This is a genomic window from Microbacterium sp. NPDC091382, assembly GCF_044757025.1.
Taxonomy (GTDB): domain Bacteria; phylum Actinomycetota; class Actinomycetes; order Actinomycetales; family Microbacteriaceae; genus Microbacterium.
In genome coordinates, this window is the sequence record NZ_JBIVUD010000003.1 from 139728 (window position 1) to 155480 (window position 15753).

A 15753-nucleotide genomic window follows, 5' to 3' on the forward strand; every position below is an offset into this window, starting at 1 on the left:
ACCCGGCAGAAGCAGGAGTGTGTGACGTGGACACCGACATCCGATCGACGACGGCGGCGCTGCGAGAGCGGCCCGAGGCGGACGTGCTCATCATCGGCGGCGGCATCAACGGTGTCGCCACCTTCCGCGATCTGGCGCTGCAGGGGGTCGACGTCGCGCTCGTGGAGAAGAGCGACTTCCTCTCCGGCGCGTCGGCCGCGTCGAGCCACATGATCCACGGCGGCATCCGCTACCTCGAGAACGGCGAGCTCCGCCTCGTCCACGAGGCCGTCACCGAGCGCAACGACCTGCTCACCACGGCAGCGCACTACGTCCGCCCGCTCCGCACGACCGTGCCGATCTTCTCGACCTTCTCGGGCCTCCTCTCGGCGCCGCTGCGCATGGTGCTCCACCGCAAGACGGCCTCGACCGAACGCGGCGCGCTCCTCATCAAGGTGGGGCTCATCATCTACGACTCGTTCTCGCGCGGCGGCGGCAAGGTTCCCCGTCACACGTTCCACGGTCGCCGTCGCTCGCTGCGAGCGCTGCCGGACCTGAACCCCGACGTGAAGTACACCGCCACGTACTGGGATGCCTCGCTCCGTGACCCCGAGCGCCTGGGCCTCGACCTGGTCCGCGACGGCGTCGCCGTCGGCGGCAGCCGCGCTCGCGCCGCCAACTACGTGTCCGCGGCCGGTGTGCAGGACGGGAAGGTCGTCCTGCGAGACGAGGAGAGTGGCGAGGAGTTCGCATTCGCGGCATCCGTCGTCCTCAACGCGGCGGGCCCCTGGATTGACATCGCCAACCGCGCCCTCGGTGACGCCACGCAGTACATGGGTGGCACGAAGGGCTCCCACATCGTCCTCGACCACCCCGAGCTCATGCAGGCCACCGGCGGCCGCGAGCTCTTCTTCGAGCACTCCGACGGACGCATCGTCCTCATCTACCCGCTGAACGGTCGTGTCCTCGTCGGTACGAGCGACCTCGAGCACGACATGTCCGAGCCGGCCGTCTGCACCGAGGAGGAGGTCGATTACTTCCTCGATCTCATCGGCCACGTCTTCCCGACGATCCCGGTCGACCGCTCGCAGATCGTCCACCGCTATTCGGGCGTGCGTCCGCTGCCCGGTCACGGCGACATGGCGGCGGGCTTCGTCTCACGCGACTACCGCATCGAAGAGGCCATCCTCCCGGGATCGGACGGGGTGCCGGTGCTCAGCCTGGTCGGCGGCAAGTGGACCACGTTCCGCGCCGTCGCCGCCCGCCTGACCGACGAGCTGATGACGCGGATCGGTCGACAGCGGGTCCGCTCCACGAAGGGTCTGCCGATCGGCGGCGCCGTCGGCTTCCCGCGTACCGACGCCGACCGCGACGAGTGGGTGCACCAGCACCTCTCCGACTTCGGACTCGAGCGCGGCACCCGACTGCTGCACCGCTACGGCACGCATGCGCTCGCCGTGGCCGCCTCCATCCGCCGGGACGACGAGGACGCCCCCCTCGCCTCGCTGCCGCGGTTCTCGTCGGGCGAGTTCCGCCACATCGCCCGCACCGAGTCGATCGTCCACCTCGACGACATCCTGCTCCGCCGCACCAACATCGGCTTCCGGGGCGAGGCGACGCACGAGGTCGTCGAAGAAGTGGCCGACGCGATCACGGATGTGATGGGCTGGGATACCGCAGCACGGCGCTCCGAGATCGACCGGGCGCTCGCGGCGGTGCACGCCGCCGATCCCGTCGCGGTCTGACGCCCGGCATCCGTCACCAGCGGTGACGAGTACTCGAAGAGGAGACGAGACGTGGCTGAACACGTGATCGCCATCGACCAGGGAACCACCTCGACGCGAGCGATCGTGTTCGACGGAGAGGGGGCCCTCGTCGCCACCGCGCAGCGGGAGCACGAGCAGATCTTCCCGCGGGCCGGGCGAGTCGAGCACGACCCCGTGGAGATCTGGACGAACACCGAGTGGGTGCTCGCCCGCGTCCTCAACCAGGTCGGCCTGGCGCCGTCCGATGTCGCCGCCATCGGGGTGACCAATCAGCGTGAGACCGCGATCGTGTGGGACCGCCGCACCGGCAGGCCCATCCACAACGCACTCGTCTGGCAGGACACCCGCACGCAGCCCGCGATCGACCGGATGATCGACGCCCACGGCGTCGACGCCTTCGCCGACGTCACCGGGCTGCCGCTCGCGTCCTACTTCTCCGCCTCGAAGATCTCGTGGATCCTCGACAACGTCGAGGGCGCGCGTGACGCGGCCCGGAACGGCGACCTGATGTTCGGCACGCCCGACACGTGGATCGTCTGGAACCTCACCGGCGGCAGCGACGGCGGCATCCACATCACGGACGTCACCAACGCGAGCCGCACGCTGCTCATGGACCTGACCACCCTGGACTGGTCCGAGGAGATGCTGCAGGTCTGGGACATCCCGCGCGAGATGCTGCCGGAGATCCGCTCGTCCTCCGAGGTGTACGGCGAGGTCGTGCAGCCGCGCGTGGCCCGGGGCATCCGGATCGCCGGCATCCTCGGCGACCAGCAGGCCGCCACCTTCGGGCAGGCCGCCTTCGACGCGGGCCAGTCGAAGAACACGTACGGCACGGGCAACTTCCTGCTCGTCGGAACCGGCACCGAGCTCGTCCGCTCCGAGGCCGGCCTCATCACCACCGTCGCCTACCGCCTCGGCGACGAGCCGGCGCACTACGCGCTCGAAGGATCGATCGCCGTGACCGGATCGCTCGTGCAGTGGCTGCGCGACAACCTCGGGATCATCTCCGACTCCGGCGAGGTCGAGCGGCTCGCGCGCAGCGTCGAAGACAACGGCGGCGCCTATTTCGTCCCCGCCTTCTCGGGCCTGTTCGCCCCGTACTGGCGCCCCGATGCGCGCGGCGCCCTCGTCGGGCTCACCCGCTACGTCACCAAGGCGCACATCGCCCGGGCCGCCCTCGAGGCGACCGCGTTCCAGACACGCGACGTCATCACCGCCGTCGTCTCCGACACCGGCCGCGACCTCGATGAGCTGCGCGTGGACGGCGGGATGACCCGCAACGACACCCTCATGCAGTTCCAGGCCGACATCCTCGGGATCCCTGTGATCCGTCCGAAGGTCGTCGAGACGACGGCGCTCGGGGCGGCCTACGCCGCCGGCCTGGCCGTCGGCGTCTGGTCGGACAAGGACGCTCTGCGCGGATACTGGCAGGAGGATCGCCGCTTCGAGCCGCAGATGGATCCCGACGAGCGCGACCGACGTTGCCGCCTGTGGGAGAAGGCCGTCTCGAAGTCGATGGACTGGGTCGACGACGACGCGCGCGTCCTCGCCGGAACCGTCTGACCTACTTCAGCAGCCGCGACAGACGCCGGTCCGCGAGGATCTTGCCGCCCGTCTGACACGTCGGGCAGTATTCGAGGCTGTTGTCGGCGAAGAACACCGACCGCACCTCGTCGCCGCACACCGGGCAGGTCTCACCGCGTCGCCCATGCACGGCCATGCCGCGTCGTTTGGCGTCTTTCAGATCCGCTGGAGGCTTGCCGGATGCCGCGGCCACCGCGTCGGTGAGGGTCTGCCGCAGCGCAGCGTAGAGTCGATCGATCTCGGCATCCGTGAGCCCCGCCGCCAGCGCGTAGGGCGACATCTTCGCGGCATGGAGGATCTCGTCGGAGTACGCGTTGCCGATCCCGGCGACGATGGACTGGTCACGGAGGACGCCCTTGATCTGGGTGCGTCTCCCCTCGAGCAGGCCCGCGAGGGTGTCCCGCGTGAACGTCGCGTCGAGGGGGTCCGGACCGAGGCGGGCGATGCCGGTAACGTCAGCGGGGGAGCGGGCGGCGTAGTAGGCGAGGGACTTCTTGGTGCCGGCCTCGGTCAGATCGAACCCGGAGCCGTCGTCGAAGCCGACCCGCAGGGCGATCGGGGTCTTGCCCGGCCGGATGACGGTCGCAGGCAGCTGGTCGTACCAGCGCAGCCAGCCCGCCTTGGCGAGGTGGAAGACGAGGTGGGCACCGGCATCCGTCTCGAGGTCGACGAACTTGCCGTGGCGGCTCGCACCGGTCACGGTCGCACCGGTGATGGCGTCGATCGGCGGGTCGTACGTCTTCAGTGCCGCGATGTTGGCGACCGACACCTTCGTCACGGCGAGTCCCGTCGCGCGCTCGCGGAGGAAATCGACCAGTCCCTGCACCTCGGGCATCTCAGGCATGGGGTCATCCTGCCATCCGGGTGCGACGGGGATCAGGGGGTTGTCAGAGCACCGGCCACGACTGCGGCGTCCGGTCATCGGTGGGCAGCAGGGACGCGATCCAGCCGTCGTGACGGCCGCGCGGGTCGTTGAGGCCCTGGCGCAGGAGCCCCTCGTACCGGAACCCGAGCTTCTGCGCGACCCGCGCCGACGCCTGGTTGCCGACGACGGCGCGCCACTGGATGCGGGCGAGCGAGAGGGGCTCGGCGAAGCCGAACTCCACGGCGGCGACGGCGGCTTCGGTGAGGTAGCCGTGGCCGCGGGCCGCGGCATCCATCCAGAAGCCGATCTCGGCGGCACCCCTCTTCTCGACGCGGTGCAGACCGAGCATGCCGATCCAGCGGCCCTCGAGACGGACCGCCCAGGTGAGCTCGCTCTCGTCCTTCCACCACCCGGAGGCCTTCTCGACGAACTCCTCGGCGTGCCGCCGCTCGTAGGGCGAGGGGAGTGTCGTCCACCGGGGCACCTCGGGATCCTGCGCGGCCGCCGTGATCGCGTCGATGTCGGCCGCCGTCGGGATGGACAGCTCGAGCCGTTCGGTTCGCAGGGTCACCGGTTCCACGCTCCGACCCTATCCGCGGCGGCGCCGTCCTCCGGAGAAATAAGCGGATGCCGCCGGTTTCGCCCCCGTCTGCACCTTGTTCTCCGGAGTTGGGTTCGGTTCTCCGGAGTTGGGTTCGCATTTCGCGTGCTTCTCTGCTCGCCGCGCCGAAGCCGCCCGGTGGTGACGAGCGTGCCGTTCTCCGGGAGGACTCCCGGACCGCCCCCGCGGGCGCTCTATCGGCGGCATTTTCCGGAGAACCGTTCGGGAGTCCTCCACATTGCCGCTGAATGTCACCTCATCCACCGGCCGTGAGCGGGGCCGCCGCCCGGGATTCCGGTCGGCGAAGGTGGGCCCATGCGGGAGAGCGAGCGGCGGGAGTTCCAGCGGCGAGCCGCCGACCTCATCGAGACCCCGGTCTGGGCCGCGGCAGATCTGCGCGCCGAAGGCATGAGCAGGCGGCGCATCGCGGCCGCCGTGTGCGATGGAGAGCTCGTCCGGGCGCGGCGCGACAGCTACCTCGCCGCCGGCACTCGTCCGGAGTTGATCGCCGCAGTCGTCGCGGGCGGCGTCCTCACCTGTGTGAGCGCACTTCGACTTCTGGGTGTTTTCGTCCTCGAGCGGTCCCGTCTTCATGTGCTCGTGCCGCCGCATGCGAGTCGGCTGCCGGCCGTCTCGAGACATGTCGTGCGTCATTGGCGGGAGCCGCTCGAGACACCGACCACACGACGTGCGTGTGCGCTTCCCACGGACATGCTCATCCATGCGGTGCGTTGCCAACCACCTAGGCCAGCGATCGCGACCCTGGACAGCGCGATCCACACCGGGCTCATCCGGCCCAGCGACATCCCCGACGTCTTCGCGGCGTTGCCGAAACGCTACGCGCGGCTCGAGCGCCTGATCGACGGGCGAGCGGAATCCGGGCCGGAGAGTCTCGTGCGCCTGCTCCTACGAGGTCTGTGCTCCGAGGTGCAGGTGCAGGTCCGCATCGCCGGCGTCGGCAGGGTCGATCTCTTGGTGGACGGGTGGCTCGTCATCGAGTGCGACAGCGAGGCTCATCACCTCGGGCCTGAGGCGTATCGTGTCGACCGGGCAAGAGACCTCGCCTTGGCAGAGCTCGGTCTCACGACCCTCCGGGTCTCCGCCGTCGACATCATGTGGCACCCCGGACGCGTGGCGGCAGCCCTCCGCGGATTGCTTGGAGCTCGTCGTCGCCGGCTCGTCGTACCGTTCTCCGGATGAACGAGGCCCAGCGGCCCTGCGTGCACCACGGAAGTGACATCGGCCCGGAGAACGGCCCGCCGACCCGCGGCCGGCGTCAGCCCTCGGGGTGCTGCTGGATCCAGACGGCCATCGCGGCGAGGTTGGCCAGCGGAGCCATCGCGCCGGTGACGGGGGCGTCGAACACCATCGATTCGACGCCGGATTCGGCGTACGAGGCGACCCAGCCGGCGGCATCCGGCATCGGAACGGCCAGCAGGCGGTCGGCTTCCTCGGACGGGATGCCGAAGCCCGTCGCAGCCTCGAGGGCGCGCTCCGGGGTGGAGAACGCGAAGATCGCCGGGCCCTGCTCGGTCGTGGCGGCGAAGGGGGTGGGCTGATCCTCGGTTCCGCGCGCGATGAAGATCCACTTCTCCAGCGCGAACACCGCACGCCACAGGCGCTCCTGGGCGGCGCGATCGTCGGGGGCGGCCATCGACGTCGCGGCGGCCGCATCGATCGCGGCGACCGCGTCGGAGGCGGGTTCGAGTCCAGGCTGGTCAGGCACGACGCAGCAGCCCCAGCTTGTCGTAGACGTCGCCGAGGGTGCGGTCGGCGACCTCCTCGGCGCGAGCGGCGTTCGCCGACAGGACGCGGTCGAGCTCGGCGGGGTCATCGAGCAGCTCGAGGGCGCGCTCGCGCACCGGACCGAACTCCGATACGACGACCTCGGCGAGACCCTTCTTGAAGTCCCCGTACCCGCGACCGGCGTACTCGTCCTCGATGGTCGGGATCTCGCGGCCCGTGAGGGCGGCGTAGATCACGAGCAGGTTCGAGACGCCGGGCTTGTTCTCCCGGTCGTACCGGACGACGCCCTCCGAGTCGGTGACGGCGCGCATGACCTTCTTCGCGGACTTCGCCGGATCGTCGAGGAGCCAGAGGACACCGGCATCCGACTCCGCGGACTTCGACATCTTCGAGGTCGGGTTCTGCAAGTCGTAGATGCGCGCCGTCTCCTTCTGGATGACGGGCTTCGGCACGCGGAACGCCTCGCCGAAGCGCCCGTTGAAGCGCTCCGCGAGGTCGCGGGTCAGCTCGACGTGCTGCTTCTGGTCGTCCCCCACGGGGACGATGTCGGTCTGGTACAGCAGGATGTCGGCCGCCATCAGGATCGGGTAGGTGAACAGCCCGACGTTGGTGGCGTCGGTGCCGTAACGCGCGGACTTGTCCTTGAACTGGGTCATCCGCCCCGCCTCACCGAACCCGGTGATCGTGGACAGCACCCAGGCGAGCTCGGCGTGCGCACGGACGTGAGACTGCACGTACAGCGTCGACTTCGCCGGCTCGATACCGGCGGCGATGTACTGCGCGGCCGTACGGCGGGTCTTCTCGCGCAGCTCCGACGGGTCGTTCGGCTGCGTGAGCGCGTGCAGGTCGACGACGGAGAAGAAGGCGTCGTACGACTCCTGCAGGTCCCGCCACTGCATGAGGGCCCCGATGTAGTTGCCGATCTGAAGCGAGTCGGCGGAGGGCTGCATTCCGGAGTACAGGCGGGGTTTGCTCACCCTACGATCCTAGGCGTGAACGGATGCCGCGCCCCCGCGTCCGTGCCTCAGCTACCGAGCGTGTAGTCCGCCACGACGGGCGCGTGGTCGCTCCACCGCGTGTCCCAGGAGGGCGCGCGGACTACCCGGTAGTCGGTTGCCCGCGTCGCGAGCTCGGGGGTCCCGAGGTGGTAGTCGATCCGCCAGCCGGTGTCGTTGTCGAACGCCTTGCCGCGGTTCGACCACCACGTGTACGGGCCGTCGACCTCGCCGGCGAAGCTGCGCCCCACGTCGACCCAGCCGAGTCCGGTTCCACTCTCGCCGTCCACGGTCGCGACGGTCTCGCCCGCGGCGCCGGTGAAGCGATCGAAGTACGCGCGTTCGCGGGGGAGGAAGCCCGCCTTCTTGACGTTGCCCTTCCAGTTGCGGATGTCGAACTCGCGGTGCCCGACGTTCAGGTCGCCGGTGATGAGCGCGAGATCGCCGAGGTGCGGCATCCGCTCTTCCATCGCGTCGAGGAAGGCGTACTTCGCCATCTGCTTCTCGGTGCCCGCCTCGCCGGTGAAGACGTAGGCGCTGACGACGGTGAGCAGTTCGCCGTCGACCTCGAGGTCGGCTTCGACCCAGCGGCCCTTCGAATCCAGCGCGTCGTCGCCGAGATCGACGCGCCATACGTCCAGCGGCTCGCGTGCAGCGATGGCGACGCCGGCGCGCCCCTTCGCCAGGGCTTCGTCGTTCACCAGATGCCATCCGGGAAGGGCCGCAGCGAGATCGGATGCCTCGGCCCGCACCTCCTGCAGGGTCAGGACGTCGACGCCGGCGGTCTCGAGCCAGTCGTGCATCCCCTTCCGGGCGGCGGCGCGGATGCCGTTAACGTTGACGGAGGCGATGCGGAGTGTTCGTGGCACGCGTTCCAGCGTATCGAGGGCCGCGGACACGGCCTCATCGCCGTGTGCGCTCCAGGAGTTCTTCGGCTCGCCGCAGGTCTCGCCGAGCGCCCGGCTTCTGCCACCACGACGCGTCGGCGACGGCCTGCCTGGCCTCGCGCACGCCCGCTTCGGCCACGATCCGGAGCGCACGGCGCTCCTGCTCGCGGCGCTCCGCCGCTGTGGGTTCGACCAGCGGGATGTCGGCGTCGTCCGCGGCGACGGCGATCCACGAGGCGGCGACGAGGATCACGATGCCCGCGAGGCGCAGCCAGAGGAGGAGCCCCACGACGGTGAAGGTCGCCAGCAGCGGATTGGTGGGGGAGTAGACGGCGAGGAACCCGGCGCCGAGCTGAAGGAGTGCGAGGGCGACCCCGCCGAGCGCGGCTCCCGGGATGATCGACCGCCACGGGAGCGAGGTCCCGGTGAGGAAGCGGATGAGCCCGGTGAGCGCCGTTGTGTTCAGGAGCACGCTGACGAGGACCGAGGCGATCCGGCTCGACACGTCGACGGCGGCGGATTCATAGGGGATGTTCGCCCAGTCGAGCACGACCGCGACGACACCGCCGGCGACGAGTCCGAACACCGCGCCGAGCACGAGGGCGAGACCGAACAGCACAGCGGCCAGGAGGTCGCCGAGCTTGAGGAGCACGAAGCTCCGCGTATCGAACGGCAGGCCGAACATGTCGCGCACCGCACGCCGCGTGAAGGTGACGAACCCGATCGCCGTCCAGATCGCGACGGTGACGGCGATCGCGCCGGTCACGGCGAGCAGGCTCCCGCTGTCGCGTGCGATGCCCGCCACGTCGGCGGGGTCGAGGGTCCCTCCCACCGCGATGAACCCGGGCAGGTAGGAGTTCACGACGGCGATGAGCCCGTCGATGGCGGCCTGCGAGCCGCCGAGCCAGAGCCCCACTCCCGCGAACGCGGTGTAGAGCGTCGCGAAGATCGCGAACAGGGACTGGTAGCTGATGGATGCCGCCAGCAGGAACCCGTTCCGGCGCAGGAACCGGCGCCACACCCGCACCGGGAACGACCCGATGGTCCGCTGCGTCAGCTCCGTGGCCCGCTCGATCGGCTGATCGAGGCGCTCACGCAGACGAGACGCCTCCCACCGCTCACGCAGGGGAGGCGTCGTGTCGTCCGAGGTCACGCCTCGAGGCTATCCGGATGGATCAGCCGCGGAGGACCGCCTGCTTGACCTCGGCGATGGCCTTCGTGATCTCGATGCCGCGGGGGCACGCCTCGGTGCAGTTGAAGGTCGTGCGGCAACGCCAGACTCCCTCCTTGTCGTTGAGGATGTCGAGGCGCACGTCGCCCGCGTCGTCGCGCGAGTCGAAGATGAAGCGGTGAGCGTTCACGATCGCCGCAGGGCCGAAGTACTGGCCGTCGGTCCAGAACACGGGGCACGACGAGGTGCACGCGGCGCAGAGGATGCACTTGGTGGTGTCGTCGTAGACGGCGCGGTCCTTGATGGACTGGATGCGCTCCTTGCCGGGCTCCGGCGCGGTGTTCGCCTGCAGGAAGGGCTGCACGTCGCGGAAGGACTCGAAGAACGGGTCCATGTCGACGATGAGGTCCTTCTCCAGCGGCAGACCCTTGATCGCCTCGACGTAGATCGGCTTCGAGATGTCGAGGTCCTTGATCAGCGTCTTGCAGGCGAGGCGGTTGCGGCCGTTGATGCGCATGGCGTCGGAGCCGCAGATGCCGTGAGCGCACGAGCGACGGAAGCTCAGCGTCCCGTCGACGTCCCACTTGATGCGGTGCAGCGCGTCGAGCACGCGGTCCGTCGGGTACATCTCCACGTCGTAGTCGACCCAGCGCGGCTCAGCGTCCACCTCGGGGTCGAAGCGGCGGATGATGAAGGTGACCAGGTACGACTGGATGCCGGAGTCGGTGGACTCCTGCGTGCCGGCCGGAGCGTCGGAATCGACGATGGTCATCAGTACTTCCTCTCCATCGGCGGGTAGTTGTACTCGCCCTGCTCGTTCTTGGTGAACACGACCGGTTTCCAATCCAGGCGGATGTGGTCCTCGGGGTTCGCGGAGTGCGGGTCGCCCGTCAGGTAGGCCATCGTGTGCTGCATGTACTTGTCGTCGTCGCGGTCGGGGTAGTCCTCGCGCATGTGCCCGCCGCGGCTTTCCTTGCGGTTGCGTGCGGCGTAGGCGACGATCTCGGCGATGTCGAGCAGGAAGCCGAGTTCGACGGCCTCGAGCAGATCCGTGTTGTAGCGCTTGCCCTTGTCGTCGACGTGGACGTTCTTGTAGCGCTCGCGCAGATCGTTGATCGTGCCCATGACGTTGGTGAGCGTCTCTTCGGTCCGGAACACCTGGGCGTTCGCGTCCATCTCCTCCTGCAGCTTCTTGCGGAGGGTCGAGATGCGCTCTGTGCCCGTGTTGCCGCGCAGGCCCTCGATCATCTCGCGGACCTCCTTGGCGGGGTCCTCGGGGAGCGGCATGAAGTCGGCGGTCTGCACGTACTCGACGGCGTTCTGCCCCGAACGCTTGCCGAAGACGTTGATGTCGAGCAGCGAATTCGTGCCCAGGCGGTTCGCGCCGTGGACCGACACGCACGCGCACTCGCCCGCCGCGTAGAGCCCGGGGACGATGGTGTCGTTGTCGGCGAGGACCTCTCCCTTGATGTTCGTCGGGATGCCGCCCATCGCGTAGTGCGCGGTCGGCATGACCGGCACCGGCTCGACGACGGGATCGACGCCCAGGTACGTACGCGCGAACTCGGTGATGTCGGGGAGCTTGGTCTCGAGGACCTCCGCACCCAGGTGCGTGCAGTCGAGGTAGACGTAGTCCTTGTTGGGGCCGGCGCCGCGGCCCTCGAGGACCTCCTTGACCATGCATCGCGCGACGATGTCGCGGGGCGCGAGGTCCTTGATGGTCGGGGCGTAACGCTCCATGAACCGCTCGCCCGAGGCGTTGCGGAGGATCGCGCCCTCGCCGCGCGCACCCTCGGTGAGGAGGATGCCGAGGCCCGCCAGGCCGGTCGGGTGGAACTGGAAGAACTCGATGTCCTCCAGCGGCAGACCCTTGCGCCAGACGATGCCGACGCCGTCACCGGTGAGGGTGTGGGCGTTCGAGGTCGTCTTGAAGATCTTGCCGAAACCGCCGGTCGCGAAGATCACGGCCTTGGAGTGGAAGACGTGCAGGTCGCCGGTGGCGAGCTCGTACGCGACGACACCGGCGATGCCGGTGCGACCCATGGCATCCTTCACCGTGATGAGGTCGAGCGCGTAGAACTCGTTGAAGAAGTTGATGCCCAGCTTGACGCAGTTCTGGAACAGCGTCTGGAGGATCATGTGACCCGTGCGGTCGGCGGCGTAGCAGGCCCGGCGGACGGGGTTCTTGCCGTGCTCGGCCGTGTGCCCGCCGAAGCGACGCTGGTCGATCTTGCCGTCGGGCGTGCGGTTGAAGGGCAGGCCCATGTTCTCGAGGTCGATGACCGCGTCGATGGCCTCCTTCGCGAGAATCTCGGCCGCGTCCTGGTCGACGAGGTAGTCGCCTCCCTTGACGGTGTCGAAGGTGTGCCACTCCCAGGAGTCCTCTTCGACGTTGGCGAGCGCCGCCGCCATGCCGCCCTGCGCCGCACCGGTGTGACTGCGCGTCGGGTAGAGCTTGGTGATCACGGCGGTCTTCGCGCCGGGACCGGCCTCGATGGCCGCACGCATCCCGGCGCCGCCGGCGCCGACGATGACGACATCGAACTGGTGGTAGTGGACGCCGTCCTTCACGACGGAGTCCGCGGTCTGAGTGCTCACGTGACGATTGCCTCTGTTCTCTGCGTTTGCGTGCCGGGCGGGCCGGCTCAGCCCTGTGCCTTGCAGACCTCGGCGAGGACGCTGCCGTCGAGGTTGGGGATGCAGGGGTCGAAGGTGAAGACCACGAGGGTGCCGAGGAGGATCATGAAGCCGGCCACCACCCAGAGGCTGGTGACGAGCACCCGTCGGACCTTCGCGTTGGTGACGTAGTCGTTGACGATCGTCCGCATGCCGTTCGTACCGTGGATGAACGCCAGCCACAGCATGAGGACGTCCCACCACTGCCAGAACGGGGTGGAGAACTTGCCGGCGACGAAGGCGAAGTCCAGGGCCGAGATGCCCTTGCCGACCATGAGGTTGACGAAGAGGTGGCCGAAGATCAGAACGAGCAGCAGCACGCCCGAGACGCGCATGAAGACCCAGCCCCATTTCTCGAGGTTGGGGCCCTTCTTGCGGACGGCGGCCTTGCCCTGCGGAGTGCGGGGTGCGGCGAGGGTGTCGGCGGTCATTAGTGCTCGCCTCCCATGTGCGAGAAGACGTTCGGAAGGTGCCGAGCTGCGAAGCCGACGAGCGTGACGGCCCAGACGGCCAGCACGCCCCACCACAGCTGACGCTGGTGCCGTGTGGCCCACGGCCAGAGGTCCACCGCGATGATGCGGAGGCCGTTGAAGGCGTGGTAGACGATCGCTCCGACCAGGGCGACTTCGCCGAGGCCCATGATCGGGTTCTTGTACGTGCCGATGACTGCGTTGTACGCATCGGGCGAGACCCGGATCAGTGCGGTGTCGAGGACGTGCACGAGCAGGAAGAAGAAGATGGCGATACCGGTGATGCGGTGAAGGACCCACGACCACATGCCCTCGTTGCCGCGGTACAGGGTGCCGCGCGGGGTCTTGGACGTGGTCTCAGCGATCGACGGCGTGACGCGTGCTGGTGCAGACACGGTCGTCCTCCCTTGAGTGAGATGGATCGCGCGCGTGCGGCGAGATCGCGGCATCCCGGGGAATGTCGCCCATCGTCGCAAGCGGGCGCATCGACCATCCTAAGCGGCCTCGAGAGGGGCGGGCGAGGAAGGCGAGCCTTAATCGGCCGGTAGGGTTCGGGGCATGGTCGATCACATCGAGGACTTTTACGCGGTCATCCCCGCCGGCGGGGTCGGATCGCGCCTCTGGCCCCTGTCCCGCGCCGACGCGCCGAAGTTCCTCCACGACCTGACGGGGTCAGGGCATTCCCTGCTGCGCGACACGTGGAACCGCCTGGAGCCGCTCACGGGGCCCGACCGGATCGCCGTGGTCACCGGTCGCGCGCACCGGGCGGCCGTCGAGGGGCAGCTCCCCGGCATCCCGGACAAGAACGTCATCCTCGAATCGGAGCCCCGCGACTCGGCCGCCGCGATCGGTCTCGCGGCAGCGATCCTGCACCGCCGGCATCCCGATGTCGTCATCGGCTCCTTCGCGGCCGACCACGTCATCCGCGGCTCCCGCGTGTTCGAGTTCGCTGTGCGCGACGCCGTCGCGGTCGCACGCGAGGGGTACATCTGCACGATCGGCATCGCACCGTCGGAGCCGGCGATCGGATTCGGCTACATCAAGCGGGGCGGTGAGCTGATCGTCGACGGGGCTCGGGACGCGTCGCTCGTCGAGCGCTTCGTCGAGAAGCCCGACCTCGAGACCGCCAGGTCCTACGTCGCCGATCGCTCCTATCTCTGGAACGCGGGCATGTTCATCTCGCGTGCGGACGTCCTGCTCGCCGAGATCGAAGCCAACAACCCGACGCTGCACGCGGGGCTGATGGAACTCGCCGAGGCGTGGGACGACCGCGAGCGCCGCGGACCGGCCGTCGACCGCATCTGGCCGACCCTCGAGAAGATCGCCATCGACTACGTCGTCGCCGAGCCCGCGGCGGAGAAGGGCCGGCTCGCCGTCGTGCCCGGCCACTTCGATTGGGATGACGTGGGGGATTTCGCGAGCCTCGCGAAGCTCAACTCGGCAGGGCGCAGCGACCTCGCCATCCTGGGCGAGAACGCCCGCGTGCTCTCCGATGCGGCGAGCGGCATCGTGGTCTCGCAGACCAGCCGGGTCATCAGCATCATCGGTGTGAAGGACATCGTCGTCGTCGACACCGACGACGCTCTGCTGGTGACGACCGCCGAGCATGCGCAGCGGGTCAAGCGCGTCGTCGACGCGCTGAAGGTGACGGGTCGCGGCGACGTGCTCTGACACCATGTCGGGTGAGCAGGATGCCGCTCCTGTGACGGGTTGGTTGCGGCTTTGTAACCATTCCGCCTCACGCGCTCATCAGGGTGCCCGGTCGTCGTCACAGTGGGTAACTTCGGTTGCGCACACCCGCGAAGTCCGCGGGTTCTCTTCCGTGGAGGCACTCTTGACCATCTCGAACCCGAAGAAGCTCGCCGGCATCGCCGGCGCCGCGCTTCTCATCGCCGCGCTGGCCGGCTGCGGCACCGCCCCCGAGGCCAACCCGTCCTCGTCCGCAGGCGCCGGTGCCGGCGACGTCGTCGACGGCTTCAAGCCTTGCCTCGTCTCCGACGCCGGCGGCTGGAACGACAAGTCGTTCAACGAATCCGCCAAGAACGGCATGGACAAGGCCGCTGACGAGCTGGGCATCAAGCCCCTCGAGTTCGAGTCGACCAACGACAACGACTACGAGCCCAACATGACCACGGCGATCTCCGAGGGCTGCACCCTCATCGTCTCCGTCGGCTTCAAGCTCGCCGCGGCGACGGTCGAGGCGGCCAAGGCCAACCCGAACCTGCAGTTCGCGATCATCGACGACTACGCGGACACCGACCAGGACGGCAAGACCGACGCCCCCAACATCAAGCCCCTCGTGTTCAACACGGCTGAGGCTGCCTACCTCGGTGGCTATGCCGCCGCCGCGTGGTCCGCGGAGGCCGGCGTCAACAAGGTCGGCACCTTCGGCGGACTTCAGATCCCCTCGGTCGCTGTCTTCATGGACGGCTACGCCCTCGGTGTCGAGAAGTACAACGAGGACAAGGGCGCCGACGTCAAGCTGTTCGGCTGGGACGTCGCCGGTCAGAAGGGCGCCTTCACCGGCGGCTTCGACGCGAACGACACCGCCAAGCAGACCGCGCAGTCGGTCCTCGACCAGGGCGTCGACGTCATCCTCCCCGTCGGTGGCCCGATCTACACGAGTGCCGCAGCGGCGATCAAGGACAGCGGTGACGACACCCTCATCCTCGGTGTCGACAGCGACCTCGCCGTCGCCGACGAGACGGTTTCCGACATCACGCTGGTCTCGATCATGAAGGCGATCGACGTCGCCGTCTACGACACCACCGTCGCCGCATCGACCGGGAAGTTCGACGCCGCGCCGTACATCGGCACCCTGGAGAACGAGGGCGTCAAGCTTTCGAGCTTCCACGACTTCGAGTCGAAGCTGCCCGCCGGTCTGACCGACGAGCTCGCTGCGCTCCAGAAGTCGATCATCTCCGGCGACATCACGGTGGAGTCCAAGAACTCGCCGTGATCTGAACGACATCCATTCGGGGCGGGCAGCGCGAAGCTGCCCGCCCCGAGTGAC

The 15753-nt window shown here is 68.7% G+C and carries 15 protein-coding genes; 5 read left to right on the plus strand and 10 right to left on the minus strand.

Going from position 1 to position 15753, the window contains the following annotated elements; genetic code table 11:
- The first annotated feature begins 26 nt into the window (after positions 1-26).
- Complete coding sequence (locus ACIQLK_RS12130; protein WP_400365054.1) at positions 27-1724, plus strand: glycerol-3-phosphate dehydrogenase/oxidase; 1698 nt, start codon at positions 27-29, stop codon at positions 1722-1724.
- A 51-nt stretch (positions 1725-1775) separates the two neighbouring features.
- A complete protein-coding gene (gene glpK, locus ACIQLK_RS12135) occupies positions 1776-3308 on the plus strand; it encodes a glycerol kinase GlpK (protein WP_400365055.1) in 1533 nt (510 codons plus the stop codon).
- A 1-nt stretch (position 3309) separates the two neighbouring features.
- Here the strand turns inward: glpK and ACIQLK_RS12140 are convergent, their stop codons facing one another.
- Positions 3310-4173 (minus strand): Fpg/Nei family DNA glycosylase, encoded by an 864-nt coding sequence (locus ACIQLK_RS12140; RefSeq protein ID WP_400365056.1) that lies wholly within the window; start codon positions 4171-4173, stop codon positions 3310-3312.
- Positions 4174-4216: 43 nt separating this feature from the next.
- Positions 4217-4774 carry a GNAT family N-acetyltransferase gene (locus tag ACIQLK_RS12145; protein ID WP_400365057.1) on the minus strand — a complete coding sequence of 186 codons (558 nt, stop codon included), beginning with the start codon at positions 4772-4774 and terminating at the stop codon, positions 4217-4219.
- A gap of 336 nt (positions 4775-5110) precedes the next feature.
- Here ACIQLK_RS12145 and ACIQLK_RS12150 point away from each other — a divergent pair, with 336 nt between their 5' ends.
- A complete protein-coding gene (locus tag ACIQLK_RS12150; protein WP_400365058.1) occupies positions 5111-5995 on the plus strand; it encodes a hypothetical protein in 885 nt (294 codons plus the stop codon).
- Between the two features lie 76 nt (positions 5996-6071).
- On the opposite strand, the gene ACIQLK_RS12155 is transcribed toward ACIQLK_RS12150, so the two are convergent.
- The 8 genes from ACIQLK_RS12155 to sdhC are packed head-to-tail and all read right to left on the minus strand — an operon-like array spanning position 6072 to position 13135.
- Complete coding sequence (locus tag ACIQLK_RS12155) at positions 6072-6521, minus strand: hypothetical protein (RefSeq protein WP_400365059.1); 450 nt, start codon at positions 6519-6521, stop codon at positions 6072-6074.
- The gene (trpS, locus tag ACIQLK_RS12160) at positions 6514-7518 is read right to left on the minus strand and encodes a tryptophan--tRNA ligase (protein WP_400365060.1); all 1005 of its coding nucleotides are present in this window, start codon (positions 7516-7518) and stop codon (positions 6514-6516) included. Before trpS ends, ACIQLK_RS12155 begins: the two co-directional genes overlap by 8 nt.
- A gap of 47 nt (positions 7519-7565) precedes the next feature.
- Positions 7566-8405 (minus strand): exodeoxyribonuclease III, encoded by an 840-nt coding sequence (locus ACIQLK_RS12165; protein ID WP_400365061.1) that lies wholly within the window; start codon positions 8403-8405, stop codon positions 7566-7568.
- A gap of 34 nt (positions 8406-8439) precedes the next feature.
- On the minus strand, positions 8440-9576 hold the full coding sequence (locus tag ACIQLK_RS12170; protein ID WP_400365062.1) for a YihY/virulence factor BrkB family protein: 1137 nt from the start codon (positions 9574-9576) through the stop codon (positions 8440-8442).
- A 22-nt stretch (positions 9577-9598) separates the two neighbouring features.
- Entirely contained in the window at positions 9599-10366 is a 768-nt protein-coding gene (locus ACIQLK_RS12175) for a succinate dehydrogenase iron-sulfur subunit (protein WP_065569846.1), read from the minus strand.
- On the minus strand, positions 10366-12192 hold the full coding sequence (gene sdhA, locus ACIQLK_RS12180) for a succinate dehydrogenase flavoprotein subunit (protein ID WP_400365063.1): 1827 nt from the start codon (positions 12190-12192) through the stop codon (positions 10366-10368). The genes ACIQLK_RS12175 and sdhA overlap by 1 nt, the downstream gene beginning before the upstream one ends.
- 47 nt (positions 12193-12239) lie before the next feature.
- On the minus strand, positions 12240-12701 hold the full coding sequence (locus tag ACIQLK_RS12185; protein ID WP_400365064.1) for a succinate dehydrogenase hydrophobic membrane anchor subunit: 462 nt from the start codon (positions 12699-12701) through the stop codon (positions 12240-12242).
- On the minus strand, positions 12701-13135 hold the full coding sequence (gene sdhC / locus ACIQLK_RS12190; RefSeq protein WP_018188784.1) for a succinate dehydrogenase, cytochrome b556 subunit: 435 nt from the start codon (positions 13133-13135) through the stop codon (positions 12701-12703). The genes ACIQLK_RS12185 and sdhC overlap by 1 nt, the downstream gene beginning before the upstream one ends.
- A 163-nt stretch (positions 13136-13298) precedes the next feature.
- Between sdhC and ACIQLK_RS12195 the strand changes: the two genes are divergently transcribed.
- Positions 13299-14411, plus strand: coding sequence for a mannose-1-phosphate guanylyltransferase (locus ACIQLK_RS12195; RefSeq protein WP_400365065.1), 1113 nt, complete (start codon positions 13299-13301; stop codon positions 14409-14411).
- 163 nt (positions 14412-14574) lie between these two features.
- Positions 14575-15699, plus strand: a complete 1125-nt coding sequence (locus tag ACIQLK_RS12200; protein ID WP_400365066.1) for a BMP family protein — start codon at positions 14575-14577, stop codon at positions 15697-15699.
- The last annotated feature ends 54 nt before the right edge of the window (positions 15700-15753 follow it).